General features: G+C 42.4%; 11 protein-coding genes. 9 read left to right on the top strand and 2 right to left on the bottom strand.

Features of this window, described 5'->3' with window-relative positions:
- Positions 1-12: 12 nt before the first annotated feature.
- Positions 13-1,092, top strand: a complete 1,080-nt coding sequence (gene dinB / locus AAEY94_RS05375) for a DNA polymerase IV (RefSeq protein ID WP_101085789.1) — start codon at positions 13-15, stop codon at positions 1,090-1,092.
- A 109-nt stretch (positions 1,093-1,201) separates the two neighbouring features.
- On the opposite strand, the gene AAEY94_RS05370 is transcribed toward dinB, so the two are convergent.
- On the bottom strand, positions 1,202-2,665 hold the full coding sequence (locus AAEY94_RS05370) for an aminoacyl-histidine dipeptidase (RefSeq protein WP_101085788.1): 1,464 nt from the start codon (positions 2,663-2,665) through the stop codon (positions 1,202-1,204).
- A 182-nt stretch (positions 2,666-2,847) separates the two neighbouring features.
- Between AAEY94_RS05370 and AAEY94_RS05365 the strand changes: the two genes are divergently transcribed.
- The 4 genes from AAEY94_RS05365 to AAEY94_RS05350 all read left to right on the top strand — a co-directional run bounded on the left by AAEY94_RS05365 (position 2,848) and on the right by AAEY94_RS05350 (position 9,267).
- Positions 2,848-4,389 (top strand): M17 family metallopeptidase, encoded by a 1,542-nt coding sequence (locus AAEY94_RS05365; protein ID WP_101085786.1) that lies wholly within the window; start codon positions 2,848-2,850, stop codon positions 4,387-4,389.
- Positions 4,390-5,301: 912 nt separating this feature from the next.
- Positions 5,302-6,591, top strand: a complete 1,290-nt coding sequence (locus AAEY94_RS05360) for an NCS2 family permease (protein WP_101085784.1) — start codon at positions 5,302-5,304, stop codon at positions 6,589-6,591.
- A 281-nt stretch (positions 6,592-6,872) separates the two neighbouring features.
- Positions 6,873-7,982: a glutamate 5-kinase gene (gene proB, locus AAEY94_RS05355; RefSeq protein ID WP_101085781.1), complete on the top strand. Its 1,110-nt coding sequence runs from the start codon at positions 6,873-6,875 to the stop codon at positions 7,980-7,982.
- A gap of 10 nt (positions 7,983-7,992) precedes the next feature.
- Positions 7,993-9,267, top strand: a complete 1,275-nt coding sequence (locus AAEY94_RS05350; protein WP_101085779.1) for a glutamate-5-semialdehyde dehydrogenase — start codon at positions 7,993-7,995, stop codon at positions 9,265-9,267.
- Between the two features lie 82 nt (positions 9,268-9,349).
- On the opposite strand, the gene AAEY94_RS05345 is transcribed toward AAEY94_RS05350, so the two are convergent.
- Complete coding sequence (locus tag AAEY94_RS05345; RefSeq protein WP_101085776.1) at positions 9,350-9,685, bottom strand: hypothetical protein; 336 nt, start codon at positions 9,683-9,685, stop codon at positions 9,350-9,352.
- A 630-nt stretch (positions 9,686-10,315) separates the two neighbouring features.
- Here AAEY94_RS05345 and dnaK point away from each other — a divergent pair.
- The 4 genes from dnaK (at position 10,316) to AAEY94_RS05325 (ending at position 15,739) form a co-directional block, all read left to right on the top strand.
- On the top strand, positions 10,316-12,232 hold the full coding sequence (gene dnaK, locus AAEY94_RS05340) for a molecular chaperone DnaK (RefSeq protein WP_101085774.1): 1,917 nt from the start codon (positions 10,316-10,318) through the stop codon (positions 12,230-12,232).
- Positions 12,233-12,343: 111 nt separating this feature from the next.
- Positions 12,344-13,474: a molecular chaperone DnaJ gene (gene dnaJ, locus AAEY94_RS05335; protein ID WP_011636444.1), complete on the top strand. Its 1,131-nt coding sequence runs from the start codon at positions 12,344-12,346 to the stop codon at positions 13,472-13,474.
- Between the two features lie 103 nt (positions 13,475-13,577).
- Entirely contained in the window at positions 13,578-14,810 is a 1,233-nt protein-coding gene (locus AAEY94_RS05330; protein ID WP_350977784.1) for a DEAD/DEAH box helicase, read from the top strand.
- A 122-nt stretch (positions 14,811-14,932) separates the two neighbouring features.
- Positions 14,933-15,739, top strand: coding sequence for a M48 family metallopeptidase (locus AAEY94_RS05325; RefSeq protein ID WP_162022520.1), 807 nt, complete (start codon positions 14,933-14,935; stop codon positions 15,737-15,739).
- Positions 15,740-15,786 lie beyond the last annotated feature (47 nt).

The raw sequence follows: 15,786 nt of genomic DNA, 5'->3' as shown, positions 1-15,786 counted from the left end.
GATGGTTATAGAATGCGTAAAATCATTCACATCGATATGGATTGTTATTTTGCTGCGGTAGAAATGCGTGATTTTCCTGAGTTAAGAGGAAAGCCCATTGCTGTTGGCGGCAGAAGTGATCGCCGTGGTGTGATAAGTACTTGCAGTTATGAAGCCCGCAAATTTGGGGTGCGAAGTGCTATGTCCAGTTATCATGCGTTGCAGTTATGTCCGCAGTTAATTTTAGTGCCTGGACGCATGGAGGTGTATAAATCTGTGTCACTCCAAATACGTGAGATTTTTCATCGATACACTGATCTTGTCGAACCATTGTCTTTAGACGAAGCTTATCTTGATGTCACAGATTGCGATGCTCATCAAGGCAGTGCGACATTAATTGCCAAAGCGATACGTGATGACATTTATGAGGTCACTGGATTAACGGCTTCAGCAGGTATTGCACCCATTAAGTTTTTAGCCAAAATTGCATCCGATTTAAATAAGCCTAATGGACAATATGTTATCACCCCAAATCAAATTGCTGATTTTGTAAAAGACCTACCTCTGAGTAAAATTCCTGGCGTCGGTAAAGTCACTTCAAAAAAGTTAGCCGATATTGGCTTAACCACTTGTTATGACGTGCAACAATACCCTAAAGTGCAATTAATTGAGGCCTTTGGTAAGTTTGGCCATGTGTTGGCTGAGCGTGCACAAGGTATCGATTCAAGGCAAATTAGCCCGCACCGAGTGCGTAAGTCCGTAGGGGTTGAAACCACGTTAGCCAAAGACATTTTTACGTTAGAGCAATGTCATCAAGTATTACCACAGCTTATTCAAGAGCTGAGTGCTCGGGTTCATCGGAGTGCGAAAGATAGACAGATCCATAAGCAGGTTGTAAAACTGAAATTTAATGATTTTAAGCAGACCACCATCGAGCATCGCAGTGATGAGATTTCAATTAACCTGTTTCATGAATTATTACTGCAAGCATTACAACGAAGCCAAGGGCGAGGGATTCGGTTACTCGGTGTGAGCGTTGGCCTAGCGGATGTGACGTTGGTTTCTTCCGAGAATAGTGCCGATCAAATTACTCAACTCGATTTACAATTTTAGGCGCCCATTTTATAACGGAAACCATAGAGAGCAAAAAGGCGACATTGCTGTCGCCTTTGATTTATAGCTTATCCGCCAATTATAACCTTGGCCATAATCACTTGATTGATTACGCCTCTTTAGCAGGAATACGCTCTAATACAGCAAGCAGTAATTCCCAATATTGACCAACCGTGGTGATGTTAACCATTTCATCTGGGCTGTGCGGATAGCGAATCGTCGGACCAATCGATACCATGTCCATATGTGGATAAGGTTCTTTAAATAAACCACATTCAAGACCCGCATGAATAACCATCACAGTAGGATCTTTTTTATAAATATCGTTATAGGTGTCACGCACAATTGCCATAACAGATGAGCTAGTGTCTGGTTTCCAACCTGGATAAGCACCGCTTAAATCAATGCTAGCACCCGATAGATTTGATAGTGCGGTTAGCATACCGGTGACTTCTTCACGCCCCGAATCGATTAATGAACGAATAAGGCATAATATTTCTACGCTTTCATCTTCAGTACTGATCACGCCTATATTTAGTGATGTTTCAGTCACACCCTCCACTTCATCACTCATGCGCATTACGCCGTTAGGGCAAGCATGTAATAAGTCGATTAAGGTATTTTGCGCTTCTTCGCCCATGACTTTTGTTGGTGCATCAATAGCGGCTAATGTGAGTAACATCGATGGGTCAGCTACGGCTAACTCTTCACGCACTAACGCTTGGAATGACTCAATAGCTTGTTTTAATGCTTCAACATTTTCAGCTGGCAACATCAATTGAACGTTAGCTTCACGTGGAATAGCATTACGCAGCGAACCACCACTAAAGCTGACCAGCTCTAGGGCTAATTCGTCACTGTATTTAAACAAAAATCGCGCTAATAACTTGTTAGCGTTACCACGACCAAGATGAATATTGACACCAGAATGGCCGCCTTTTAAACCCGACATAGTCAGTGAAAAGCTGGCGTTGCTTTGTTCTGGTGCTTGCCAAGACATTGGTATACTTATCTGTGCATCAACACCGCCGGCGCAACCCATGTAGATTTCACCTTCTTGCTCTGAATCAGTATTAATTAAAATTTCAGCATCAAGGTAACCGGCTTCTAAACCAAAGGCGCCAGTCATGCCGGCTTCTTCATCAATGGTGAGCAGCACTTCGAGTGGCCCGTGCTTAATGTCTTTACTGCCTAAAACGGCCAGCGCCGAAGACATACCAATACCGTTATCTGAACCTAAGGTTGTGCCTTTGGCTTTAACCCAATCACCGTCTACATAGGCTTCTATCGGATCGGTTTCAAAGTTATGTACTTTGTCGGCATTTTTTTGCGGCACCATATCAATGTGCGCTTGTAACACTACTATTTTGCAGTTTTCCATTCCTGCAGTAGCAGGCTTACGGATGATTAAATTACCCACTTTGTCTTCAACAACCGCAAGGCCTTGAGCTTTTGCCCATTGTTGAATATGTTGTGATAACGCATGTTCATGTTTTGATGGATGTGGAATAGCACAAATTTGTTCAAACCATTGCCATAGAGGCTGAGGATATAATTGAGTTAATGCAGTCACGAAACGCCCTCTAAGATGAAATCAAGTCGATATACGACACAAAATATTACTGCCACTATTTTAACATATTCTGCGCAGTTACTTGATATTGCGATAGCGATTTGCCAAGGTTTAGTCCACAAATCTGTAAATAATTATGAACCCACTAATTTATCTATATTCCTAAAGAGTAAGGATCTTGTATGACCCAAGTGAATAAAGCGGTTACCGCGTTCCAAGTGCCAATTATTGATGTCACAAGTGATGAGGCTATTTTTGAAGGCGAAGGTTGGGACGCTGTTGTTGTGATAGCGACGAGTTTAGCTGAGATCAAACAAGATGAAGTGAGTTTGCTTGCTGCACACGCTAGTCAAATAGATTTCCGTGTCGGTAAAAGTGCCACGCTCCTTTTTGCGCCAGGGTTAGCCGGTGGTCGTTTGATTATCTCCCCAGTGACAGATAGCGACAATGAGTATAGCGATGTCAGGATTTTTGCCAAAGCCGCTCGAGAAGGTATTGCCATTGCTAAAGCCGCAGGTGCCACTAAACCTTTACTTGTTGTTCCAAGGGTAACTGACAATCGCTTTGCCAATGCAGAACAAGTTGCCGCACTGGCGTGTGGACAAGAGCTTTGGCAACCGTTAGAGGCGCGAGAAGCAAAGTCTTTGCAACCGAGTTTAGAGGCTATTGGATTATTGAATACCGCCGCGCACAGTAGGTTAATTAATGCGGCAGAATCTGGACGAGTATTGGCGCGCGATCTTTGTGGTACAGAACCTGAGCGTATGTCGGCTATTGGGTTTGCACAATATTGTGTTGATGCTTTTGCTGATAGCGGTTTGGCTGTATCTGTGGTTGATCAAGTCGAGCAGTTAAAAGCGCAATACCCATTACTCAGTGCGGTGGGCAGAAGCTCTTTTGATGTTGCACGTCATCATCCTCGAGTGGTAAAGCTTGAATATGTTGGTGAAGGCCCTATTACAAAAACCTTATTCTTTGCTGGCAAAGGTGTTGTTTACGACACAGGCGGCGCTGATATTAAAGTTGCAGGTTCTATGGCTGGTATGAGCCGTGATAAAGGTGGCGCGGCAGCAGTTGCCGGTTTAATGAAAGCACTATCAATACTGAAACCTAAAGGTATTAAAGTCATTGCTGAACTCGGATTAGTAAGAAACAGTATTGGCAGTGATGCATTTGTCACCGATGAGATCATTACTAGCCACGCAGGTGTGCGAGTCCGTATTGGTAATACTGATGCAGAAGGTCGCTTAGTATTGGCTGACTTATTATCGCATTTGCGAATACAGGCTCAAACCGCAGTGAATCCACAATTATTTTCGGTGGCGACGTTAACTGGTCATGTTGTGCGAGCCTACGGTGGTTACCCTGCATTAGTTGAAAATAGCGCGGCTAAAAAGCAAGGGGTTGCAGCAACACTCGCTGAAGTGGGTCAGTTATGCGGTGAACCATTTGAGGTTTCACGATTACGTCCAGAAGACTTTGATAAAGTTGCCGATAAAAATGGCGCTGCAGATGTGGTGTCATCGAATAATGGTCCGTCTTCAATTACGGCTCGTGGGCATCAATATCCTGCCGCTTTCTTGATAAAAGCCTCTGGATTAGCTCAAACAGAGCTGGCATTTACCCATATTGATATTGCAGGTAGTGCGGTGGAGGGCGATCCTCTGTATGGAAAGCCAACTGCAAGCCCTTTGGTTGCTTTATTACAGTTTTCAAAGTTGTAGTCATATAATATCTAATTATCTGTTTTATATTGATTTTATTTGCAGTTTACATGTTGATAACAATAGTTATACATAGTTTTAATACGAAGTGATTGTAATTAAATCACTTTTAATGATGTTTTTGTGAATTAAAGCAAATAATACTTGTAATTAAATTACAGTTTTGTATAATTCACTTCGTCGACAAGCAATGTGTTTGTCGACTCTAGTTAATCCAGGATGGATATAACCTCCAAGGATCTGAGTGACAAGTTGTCTCAATGGATTTGAGAAATGTACGTTCCAGGGAACCGAGCCAAGCTTTACTAGGTTTATACAACTTTACTTTAATCAGGAGCATGACTATGTCTTATACAGGTAACAGCAAATTTTATTGGCAGAACACTTGGTTTGCCGACGTAACAGTTTTACGTGGCGGTATATTCGCCATGAAACGTTAAGAATTGACCCTCTTTACGTAGTGTTAATATCCATCAACCTTTTGTTCGTCTCGTTTGACGGTTTTAGACAGGGTGGTAAATTAATTAATTTATCGCCACATCACGTTAAGTGGTGCTAGCTTTCCTTTCCCCATATGGGATGCTTGTAACATGTCTGCCTACTCTATTGAGTAGGCTTTTTTTTGTCTTAAATTCAGCTAGCTTTTAGTTAGATTCAAGCTAATTGGTTAGTAGCTAATTGGTTAGTCGCTAATTGATTAGTGCGCTATATAAAAAACTGAAATCTTTCAACAAAAAGGCTATTGATAGCTATAAAGGTCGTAAGTATTTATAATTCCCCGCAATAAAGTAAGCCCTCTGTAATGATGTCGACTCAGCGAGTATGGTCAGTAGCACAAGGCTTACCGCATCCTCATCTGTAGCAATTTAACCATTAATCCAATGTTAACCTTTGCCCAAGGAACCCCGTTCCATGTTAGAAAAACTATTTAAACTTAAACAGAACAACACCAGTCTTAAGCAAGAGGCTGTGGCCGGTCTGACTACTTTTTTAACGATGGCCTACATCATTTTTGTTAACCCTATGATGCTTGCTGATGCAGGGATGGATCATGGTGCAGTATTTGTTGCCACATGTTTAGCTGCTGCCATCGGTTGCTTAGTTATGGGGTTATTAGCTAATTACCCGATTGCATTGGCTCCGGGTATGGGACTGAATGCTTTTTTTACTTACACCGTTGTTGGTGAAATGGGTTATAGCTGGGAAACAGCACTTGGCGCGGTCTTTATGTCAGGAGTGTGTTTCTTAATTTTATCCTTAGTTAGGATCCGAGAGTGGATAGTCAACAGTATTCCAATGTCGTTACGTTTTGGTATCGCAGCTGGTATTGGATTATTTTTAGCCTTAATTGGCTTAAAAAATGCCGGTATTGTAGTGGCTAGCCCTGCAACATTAGTGACTATGGGCGATATCACCTCATTTCCTGCATTGATGGCTGCGTTAGGTTTCTTCTTAATTATTGCTATGGTTCAACGTGGCTTAAAGGGTGCTGTTATTTTCAGTATCCTAATTGTGACTGTTCTGGGAATGATATTTGGCGATGTGCAATACCAAGGCTTAATTTCAATGCCACCGTCTATTGCACCAACATTTATGAAGATGGACTTGTCTAGTGTATTAGAAGTAAGCATGTTATCGGTGGTTTTTGCCTTCTTGTTTGTCGATTTATTTGATACATCAGGTACCTTAGTCGCTGTTGCTCAACGTGGCGGACTGCTTGATGAAAAAGGCCGTTTACCTCGAGTAAAACGTGCCTTAACCGCAGACAGCGTCGCCACGATCACTGGTGCTGCATTGGGTACATCAACTACCACTAGCTATATTGAAAGTATCGCAGGGGTGAGTGCAGGTGGTCGCACAGGTTTAACTGCCGTTGTAGTTGGATTACTGTTTTTAGCGGCGTTATTTGTGTCGCCATTAGCGGGTATGGTGCCAGCGTATGCCACAACTGGAACCTTGTTTTATGTTGCTATTTTAATGATGTCTGGCCTAGTCAATGTTGATTGGGAAGACTTAACTGAAGCCGCTCCTGTTGTCGTGACTTGCTTATTAATGCCGTTAACCTTTTCTATTGCCAATGCTATTGGGCTTGGGTTTATTTCTTATGCTGCGATCAAATTGATGACAGGGCGTTTTAAAGATTTAAATCCAGGTATTTTAGTGGTGGCCGCATTGTTTATTGCCAAGTTTATTTACGGTTAATTAGCTGTCCATGAGTACAGTGAGTTAATAAATTGGCTAAAGCCAATATAAAAAAGGGCTATTAGCCCTTTTTTTGTTTTTCTAATAAGGCGCCAATAACTACCCTATTGCAGCTCAATGCAACTGAGTTAGCAGAATTAAGGACTGTTTGATAACTATTTATTAACCTGAAAATGGTTAATCTAGACAAATATTCCAGTATTAGCGGCTTTCACTATGAATTATCGAGTGAATTGGGTATAAAAATGAACTGAATATTTTTTGTAAGCTGAGTAATACAAATGGGTTATCGCCGCGTAGTAGTTAAGTTAGGCACCAGCGTGCTGACATCGGGCAGTAAAAAGCTTGATAAAGCACATATGGTTGAATTAGCCAGGCAAATGGCCTCGCTTATGCGTTCAGGCGTTGAAGTCGTATTGTGTACATCAGGCGCTATAGCTGCTGGGCGAGAGCATTTACAATATCCGGTGTTGCCAGACACTATGGCCAATAAACAGTTACTTGCAGCTGTGGGTCAAAGTCAGTTAATTTTGGCTTGGTCACAATTGTTCGGTATTTACGGGTTGCATGTTGGCCAGTTATTGTTAACTCGTGCTGATTTACAAGATCGTGAACGTTACCTTAATGCGCGCGACACCTTAAATGCATTATTAGCTCATAATATTATCCCGATAATTAATGAAAATGATGCAGTTGCAACCAATGAGATTAAAGTGGGTGATAATGATAATTTATCAGCCCGTGCAGCCTTACTTTGCGATGCTGATTTACTTATCTTACTGACCGACCAAAAAGGCTTATTTGATGCCGACCCACGCACCCATCCCGACGCACAGTTAATTAAACAAGTTGTCAATATTGACGACAGTTTACGTTTATTGGCTGGCGGTTCAGTGTCAGGACTTGGAACGGGCGGAATGGCGACTAAACTTGAAGCGGCGGATGTGGCTCGACGAGCGGGCATAGAAGTTGTCATCGCTTCCGGTCATCATCCTGATGTTATTGCCAAAGTGGCGGCGAGGGAGTCTGTCGGTACTCATTTTAGTGCAATCGAAAATCCATTAGAAAGTCGCAAACAATGGATATTGGCTGGTCCTGCTTCACAAGGTAAATTAGTTGTAGATGCTGGAGCATCGGTTGCCGTTGTTGCTAATGGTCGTAGTTTATTATCTAAAGGCATTGTCGATGTTGAAGGCAATTTTGAGCGCGGGGCGACCTTACTGATTGTGAATCAAACCGGTAAGATTTTGGCTAAAGGCATTAGCCGATATTGCGCCAATGATTTAACCAAAATTAGCGGTAAACATTCTGATGATATAGAAAGTCTACTGGGCTATAACTACGGCGATGCCGTGGTTCATCGCAATGATATGGTCGTACTTGATAATTAAGGATAAACATATGTCAGCCACAGAAACAGAATATTTAACTCAATTAGGGCAACGTGCTAAGGCTGCAAGTTTTATTTTAGCGAGTTTAACAGCGAAACAAAAAAACGTATTGTTAGCTACGATTGCAGACCACTTAGCGCAGCGGAAAAATGATATTTTACAAGCGAATGCACAAGATATCATTGCAGCGAAGCAAAGTGGTTTAACCGAAGCCATGATAGATAGGTTGATGCTGGACGAAGGGCGGCTAGGCGGAATTATAGCTGACATTGATAATGTCATCGCACTAGCCGACCCTGTCGGCAAAGAAGCTGACAGTCGGGTATTGGATAACGGCTTACGCTTAACTCGTCGCAGTGTCCCATTAGGTGTGGTGGGGGTTATTTATGAGGCTCGGCCAAATGTCACCGTTGATATTGCCGTGTTGGCGTTAAAGACCGGTAATGCAGTAATTTTGCGTGGCGGTAAAGAAACCCTAACCTCAAATAAAGTGCTAAGTGAAGTTATCCGTGATGCATTGGTGAGTTTAGATTTACCTAAAGATGCCGTGCAGCTCATTGATTCACCAGAGCGGAGTCTTGTCAGTGGCTTACTAAGACTCGACAAATATGTTGATATGATTATCCCTCGTGGTGGACAAAACCTGCAGCGATTGTGTGCTGAGCAATCGAGTATTCCTGTCATTTTAGGCGGCATTGGCATCTGTCATTTATTTGTCGATAAACAAGCCGATTTAGTGCGTGCAATCGATGTGATTGCCAACGCTAAAGTTCAACGCCCGACTGTGTGTAATGCCTTAGATACATTATTAATACATCAACAGGTTGCTGCCGAATTTATTCCTAATATTGCCTCACATTTACACTCACTTGGGGTTCATTTCCATGCTTGTGCAATGACTTTACCTTATCTTGATGGGTTAGGTTTTGATGTTACACCTGCACATGATGAATCGTTTTCAACAGAGTGGTTATCGCTCACGTTAGGGATCAAAGTGGTTAACGATATTGACGAAGCCGTGGAGCATATCCGTCATTATTCTACAGGACATTCTGAAGCCATTTTAACGGATAATATTCACACAGCGAATGACTTCATGAATCAAGTAGATTCCGCCGCAGTGTATGTGAATGCCAGTACTCGTTTCACCGATGGTTCACAATTTGGTCTTGGCGCTGAAGTGGCCGTGAGCACCCAGAAATTACATGCCCGTGGTCCAATGGCGTTAGATGCACTGACCACATACAAGTGGCTAGCTTGGGGTGATTACACCTGTAGGCAATAATGCATTTTGTTGTACTTATAACAATAAAGGGCGCAAATAAGCGCCCTTTATTGTTTGTGCTGAGAGACGCTATAACAGAGCGCTATAAATTATAAATAAGATGACTGGGCGTTACTGGCTCAACCAAACGTTCATAGGTGGTTAATAACCAAATTGCAAAAAAGGCACAAGTCATTAATATCGCCACAATTCTAAATGCTTGCGCGTATTCCATCACATAAGTGAAATATCGACGTTGTACTGCATTGGTCATAAAAGTGGCGATAAGTGAAAATACACACAAATACATAGCTGGATATTGTGTGGTACTTACGCCATAAAACTTTTCATAAACTAGAATTACCATAACAATTGCTAAGGTAACAATGCGTATCTTACGTTCGGTATTATCACTGAAATTCCATCTTGGCAGTCCCATTGCCTTACTTCCTCTACAATCATTTGAATTTTTAGTACTTTTTTAAACATCTATATATACTTTTATAACGCTAGTTGTATTTTTTATCAAATGATTAGCGTTATTTAATGCTTTTGTTTGCAGTGTGACAGCAAAATACGACTAACACCGCTGAAATGCCAAGCAGGTTAATATGATATAAACCAATGTCGATTGAAAATGAACGATGTGCTTAATAAACTCAATACTGGTATGAGTAACGATTATATCGCTATTACAATCTAACTCATCATTAGAGTGGGTGACTTTCGGTAAAGTATTAACGTGTCTACGCTTTGTTACTGCACTATTCCGGCTGGTTTTACTGTTTTTTTCACTATTTCGCTTATTTTGGCAGTGGTTGTGATTTATTGTTCATCCATCTTACCTTATTGGTATGGCCCGCATAAAAAAACCCATAAAACAGGATAAATATTTACTTATCCCCTTGTAATTCACTTTGTTGTCCCAATATAGGTATCAAGGCTGATATGAGTGGTTAATTTTGAATCTCAAGTTAAGCAACAAAATGCTTGAAATACTTGTTGTTCATCCCCATATCAACATCAAATAACATATTTGTGACGACTAACGTCAATTTCGGAGGACCCCATGGGCAAAATTATTGGTATCGATTTAGGCACAACAAACTCGTGTGTAGCAGTCCTTGATGGCGGCAAAGCACGCGTAATTGAAAACGCAGAGGGTGATCGCACAACCCCATCAATTATCGCTTATACCGATGATGAAATTATTGTAGGCCAGCCAGCAAAGCGTCAGGCTGTAACCAACCCAACAAACACATTCTTTGCCATCAAGCGTTTAATCGGTCGTCGTTTTAAAGATGACGAAGTTCAACGTGATGTGAACATCATGCCATTCAAAATTATCGCAGCTGATAATGGTGATGCATGGGTTGAGTCACGTGGTAACAAAATGGCACCACCACAAGTTTCAGCTGAAATCTTGAAAAAGATGAAAAAGACTGCTGAAGACTTTTTAGGTGAAGAAGTGACTGAAGCGGTTATTACCGTTCCTGCTTACTTTAACGATTCACAACGTCAAGCCACTAAAGATGCTGGTCGTATCGCAGGTCTTGATGTTAAGCGTATTATCAACGAACCTACTGCTGCTGCACTTGCATACGGTATCGACAAGAAACAAGGCGACAACATTGTTGCTGTATACGATTTAGGTGGTGGTACATTCGATATCTCTATCATCGAAATTGACAGCAACGATGGCGACCAAACATTTGAAGTACTAGCAACCAATGGTGATACTCACTTAGGTGGTGAAGACTTTGATAACCGTATGATTAACTATTTAGCTGATGAATTCAAAAAAGACCAAGGCTTAGATCTTCGTAGAGATCCTTTAGCAATGCAACGTTTGAAAGAAGCCGCTGAAAAAGCAAAAATCGAGCTTTCAAGTACTAACCACACTGAAGTTAACTTGCCTTACATCACTGCTGATGCATCAGGTCCTAAGCATTTAGTGGTTAAAATTACTCGTGCTAAGTTAGAGTCATTAGTTGAAGATTTAATTCAACGTACTCTAGAGCCGCTTAAAGTTGCACTAGCTGATGCTGATTTATCAATATCAGATATCAATGAAGTGATTCTTGTGGGTGGCCAGACTCGTATGCCTAAAGTACAAGAAGCAGTCACTAACTTCTTTGGCAAAGAGCCTCGTAAAGATGTTAACCCTGATGAAGCGGTTGCTGTTGGCGCGGCGATTCAGGCTGGCGTACTTTCTGGTGAAGTGAAAGACGTACTTCTACTTGACGTTACCCCACTATCTCTTGGTATTGAAACCATGGGCAGTGTGATGACAAAGCTTATCGAGAAGAACACCACTATCCCGACTAAAGCTCAGCAAGTATTCTCAACAGCTGACGACAACCAAAGTGCCGTGACTATTCACGTACTTCAAGGTGAACGTAAGCAAGCGAGTGCTAACAAGTCATTAGGTCAATTTAACCTTGAAGGTATTGAGCCAGCACCACGTGGCCAACCACAGGTTGAAGTGATGTTCGACATTGATGCTGATGGTATCTTACATGTGTCTGCAACAGACAAGAAAACAGGTAAGAAACAAAACATTACTATCAAAGCCTCTTCAGGTTTATCTGATGAAGAAGTTGAACAAATGGTACGTGATGCTGAAGCTCATGCTGATGAAGATGCTAAATTTGAAGAGTTAGTTAAAGCGCGTAATCAAGCAGATGGTTTAGCTCATTCAACTAAAAAACAAGTTGAAGAAGCTGGCGATGCACTAGCTAGTGACGAAAAAGAAAAGATTGAAGCAGCAATCGCAACTTTAGAAACTGCCATAAAAGGCAAAGATAAAGAAGCTATTGATACAGCAACTCAAGCGCTAATCGAAGCGTCTGCTAAGTTAATGGAAATTGCTCAAGCTAAAGCTCAAGGTGAAGCAGAAGGTCAAGCGCACGATGCTGGCCAAGAAAAGCCTGCTGATGATGTTGTTGATGCTGAGTTCGAAGAAGTTAAAGACGACAAAAAGTAATTAGCAATTTCAGCTAGTTACCGTTAAAGCGGGCGTTGGGGTTATCCTCAAACGCCCGTTTGTATAATTTAAGTTTAACAATTTACTCACACCTTCGAGAAACAGAACACTATGTCAAAGCGTGATTATTACGAAGTTCTCGGTGTTGGACGTGACACCAGTGAACGCGAAATTAAAAAAGCGTACAAACGCTTAGCGATGAAGTTTCACCCAGACCGTAATCCGGGTGACAAAGCCGCAGAAGCTAGCTTTAAAGAAATTAAAGAAGCGTACGAAATTTTAACCGACAGCGACAAAAAAGCGGCTTACGATCAATTTGGTCATGCTGGCGTCGACCCTAATCGTGGTGGGCACGGTGGTGGCCAAGGTGATTTTGGCGATATCTTTGGTGATGTATTCGGTGATATTTTTGGTGGTGGTCGCCGTGGTGGTGGTCAACGTCAAGCTGCGCGCGGTAGTGACTTACGATACAACCTTGAATTGTCTTTAGAAGAAGCCGTACGCGGCTTAACCAAAGAACTGCGAATTCCTACTTTAGCTGCCTGTGATTTATGTGACGGGAGTGGCGCTAAAAAAGGCACATCTGCAACCACATGTGGTACGTGTCATGGCCAAGGCCAAGTGCAAATGCGCCAAGGTTTCTTTGCTGTTCAGCAAGCGTGTCCTACTTGTCATGGTCGCGGTAAAATCATTAAAGATCCTTGCGGCAAGTGCCATGGTGAAGGTCGAGTTGAGAAAAGCAAAACCTTATCAGTTAAAATTCCTGCCGGTGTCGATACAGGCGATCGTATTCGTCTTACTGGCGAAGGTGAAGCGGGCGAGTTTGGTGCTCCACCAGGTGATTTATACGTTCAAGTTAGTGTGCGTGAACACGCTATCTTTACCCGTGACGCCAATAACCTTTACTGTGAAGTACCTATTTCATTCAGTAAAGCAGCATTAGGCGGCGAGATTGAAGTACCGACATTAGACGGTAAAGTTAGCCTTAAAATCCCAACAGAAACCCAAACAGGGCGCATGTTCCGCCTACGCGGCAAAGGGGTTAAGTCGGTCCGTAGCCATGCAGTAGGTGACTTACTGTGTAAAGTGGTAATGGAAACACCGGTTAACTTGAATGAAAAACAAAAAGAGTTATTGCGTGAGTTTGAAGCAACGTTAACTGGCGAATCAAAAAAGCACAGCCCTAAAGCTGAAGGCTTCTTTGATGGCGTTAAAAAGTTCTTTCAGGATTTAAACAGTTAATCGCGATGATCTAGCGACCTCGTTAAAGGCTGTTTACTTTGGGTAAGCAGCCTTTTTTATTGGCGAATATCGTCAATTTATCCTATTAACATTAGGCGTTAACATGTCATTTTCAGCGTTATCACTCGATTCAAGTTTATTAGCCGCATTACCGCCGACAGTGAATCAGCCGAGTCGTATTCAACAACTGGCTATTCCAACTATATTGGCGGGGCAAGATGTGTTGGCATTAGCCCAAACCGGCAGCGGTAAAACCTATGCTTATGGTTTGCCTGTATTGCAACGCATTAGTCTGCTTCCAACGGCTCATTTGTCTGCCGTGATCATCGTACCGACCAGAGAGTTAGCATCACAAGTATCGCAAAACTTAGTGCCGCTGGCACAATCGCTTAATTTGCGCGTAGAGGTACTGTGTGGCGGTGAAGCAATAGAGCTTCAAATTGATCGCTTAGCTCAACCGGTTAACATCGTCGTTGCTACACCGGGCCGTTTACTCGCATTAGCACAACAAGGTGTTATTGATTTTGAACATCTGCAGAGTTTGGTCCTTGATGAAGCAGACCGATTACTGGACATGGGATTTATCGCTGATATTAATGCGCTGATTACATTAATGCCAGGTGGCCAACGGTTATTATTTTCGGCGACGTTACCCGAATCTTTGGTCGCATTAGCTCAAAAGGTGCAGTCTGCATCTTGCGTGCGAATTGAAGCGCATGCTTTAAATAGTACCGTGGCTGATATTGATCAAACTCTCTATCACGTCAATAAAGGCAGCAAAGCCAAAGCGCTGATTCATTTAATTGCTTTACATCAATGGTCGCAAGTATTGGTGTTTGTGAATGCTAAAGATGATGCTGATGCATTGTGTAAAAAGTTAATTAAAGCGGGTGTTAACGCTGCGGCGCTTCATGGCGATAAAGAACAAGCGCTGCGAAGTAAGACCTTAGAGCAATTCAAAACGGCACAACTGACTGTATTAGTCGCAACCGATGTATTAGCGCGCGGTATTCATGTCGACGCATTGCCAGTAGTCATTAATGTTGATTTGCCTGCCCAAGCAGCAGTATATGTTCATCGTATTGGACGTACTGCACGGGCGGGATTAAGCGGCGTGGCATTATCATTAGTCGGTCATTCTGAATTACTCAGTTTAGAGGCTATTCGAGAATTAACCGGACAGACATTACCATTAGATGAATTAGCTGGTTTTGCGGTAACAGACAAACCGATTAGCGAAAACAGTAAGCGAGCGCCGCGTGATAAGCAAGCCAATCGTCGTACCGCCAATAAACGCAGTATTAGTGATTTCGCTAAACGTAAATCAACACGTTAATTAACACATGAATGCTGGCTGATGTTTAATATCGCAAATGGTGCATTGGTCCAGTTTATTGGTATAAAATAAATGAATGATCGATTAGCTTTTTGGCTAAATGAATTTTAAGGGATGACAACATGAAACCTCTCGCGCTAACCCTACTCGTTTCTGCTTTATTAGTTGGCTGTGTTAATAGTCAATCGCCAACAGGGCGAGGGCAAACCTTGTTGTTTTCTGATACCCAGATGCAGCAAATGGGTGCTCAGTCGTTTGAGACCATGAAGCAAAGTGAAAAAATAAGTCAAAACCAAGCGCAAACTCAATATGTGAACTGTGTTGCCAAACGTATCACTGCGGTGTTACCCGACCAATCGCAGCAATGGGATGTCGTGTTGTTTGAATCAGATCAAGTCAATGCGTTTGCGCTACCTGGTGGCCATATTGGTGTTTATACCGGTTTACTAAATGTGGCGACGAATCAAGATCAGTTGGCTACAGTTATGGGACATGAAGTGGCGCACGTTTTAGCACAACATGGAAACGAGCAAGTATCTCGAGCGCAGATAACGGGTCTTGGCATGCAAGCTGCGGATGCCGCATTAGGAGCATCGGGTATTGCCAATAAAGATTTGTACATGGCCGGACTGGGGCTAGGGGCGAATGTGGGCATTATTTTACCTTTTGGCCGCAGTCAGGAATCTGAAGCTGATATTGTTGGTCTTGAGCTAATGGCCAAAGCAGGTTTTAATCCAGCTCAAAGTGTTAATTTGTGGCAAAACATGGCTAAAGCGGGCGGAGCCCAAGGCCCTGAACTGTTATCGACTCACCCGTCACACAGTCACCGAATTGAAGACTTGCAAGCGGCACAGAATCAAGTGATGCCGCTTTATACACAGGCAAGAAAACAGTCTTTGGCTGAGTGTAAAATTGCTCAAGTTAAATAGCGTTTTTTGCCAACATTTACGGGGTTTATTGTGATAAACTCTTGTGC

The sequence above is a fragment of the Shewanella sp. AC34-MNA-CIBAN-0136 genome (assembly GCF_040309945.1).
Lineage (GTDB): Bacteria > Pseudomonadota > Gammaproteobacteria > Enterobacterales > Shewanellaceae > Shewanella.
The sequence above is the reverse complement of the archived record's forward strand: the minus strand, read 5'-3'. Positions and strand labels throughout refer to the sequence as shown.

Coding starts and splice junctions, on each gene's coding strand:
- dinB (WP_101085789.1), top strand. CDS start 13: ATGCGTAAAATCATTCACATCGATATGGATTGTTATTTTGCTGCGGTA.
- AAEY94_RS05365 (WP_101085786.1), top strand. CDS start 2,848: ATGACCCAAGTGAATAAAGCGGTTACCGCGTTCCAAGTGCCAATTATT.
- AAEY94_RS05360 (WP_101085784.1), top strand. CDS start 5,302: ATGTTAGAAAAACTATTTAAACTTAAACAGAACAACACCAGTCTTAAG.
- proB (WP_101085781.1), top strand. CDS start 6,873: ATGGGTTATCGCCGCGTAGTAGTTAAGTTAGGCACCAGCGTGCTGACA.
- AAEY94_RS05350 (WP_101085779.1), top strand. CDS start 7,993: ATGTCAGCCACAGAAACAGAATATTTAACTCAATTAGGGCAACGTGCT.
- AAEY94_RS05345 (WP_101085776.1), bottom strand. CDS start 9,685: ATGGGACTGCCAAGATGGAATTTCAGTGATAATACCGAACGTAAGATA.
- dnaK (WP_101085774.1), top strand. CDS start 10,316: ATGGGCAAAATTATTGGTATCGATTTAGGCACAACAAACTCGTGTGTA.
- dnaJ (WP_011636444.1), top strand. CDS start 12,344: ATGTCAAAGCGTGATTATTACGAAGTTCTCGGTGTTGGACGTGACACC.
- AAEY94_RS05330 (WP_350977784.1), top strand. CDS start 13,578: ATGTCATTTTCAGCGTTATCACTCGATTCAAGTTTATTAGCCGCATTA.
- AAEY94_RS05325 (WP_162022520.1), top strand. CDS start 14,933: ATGAAACCTCTCGCGCTAACCCTACTCGTTTCTGCTTTATTAGTTGGC.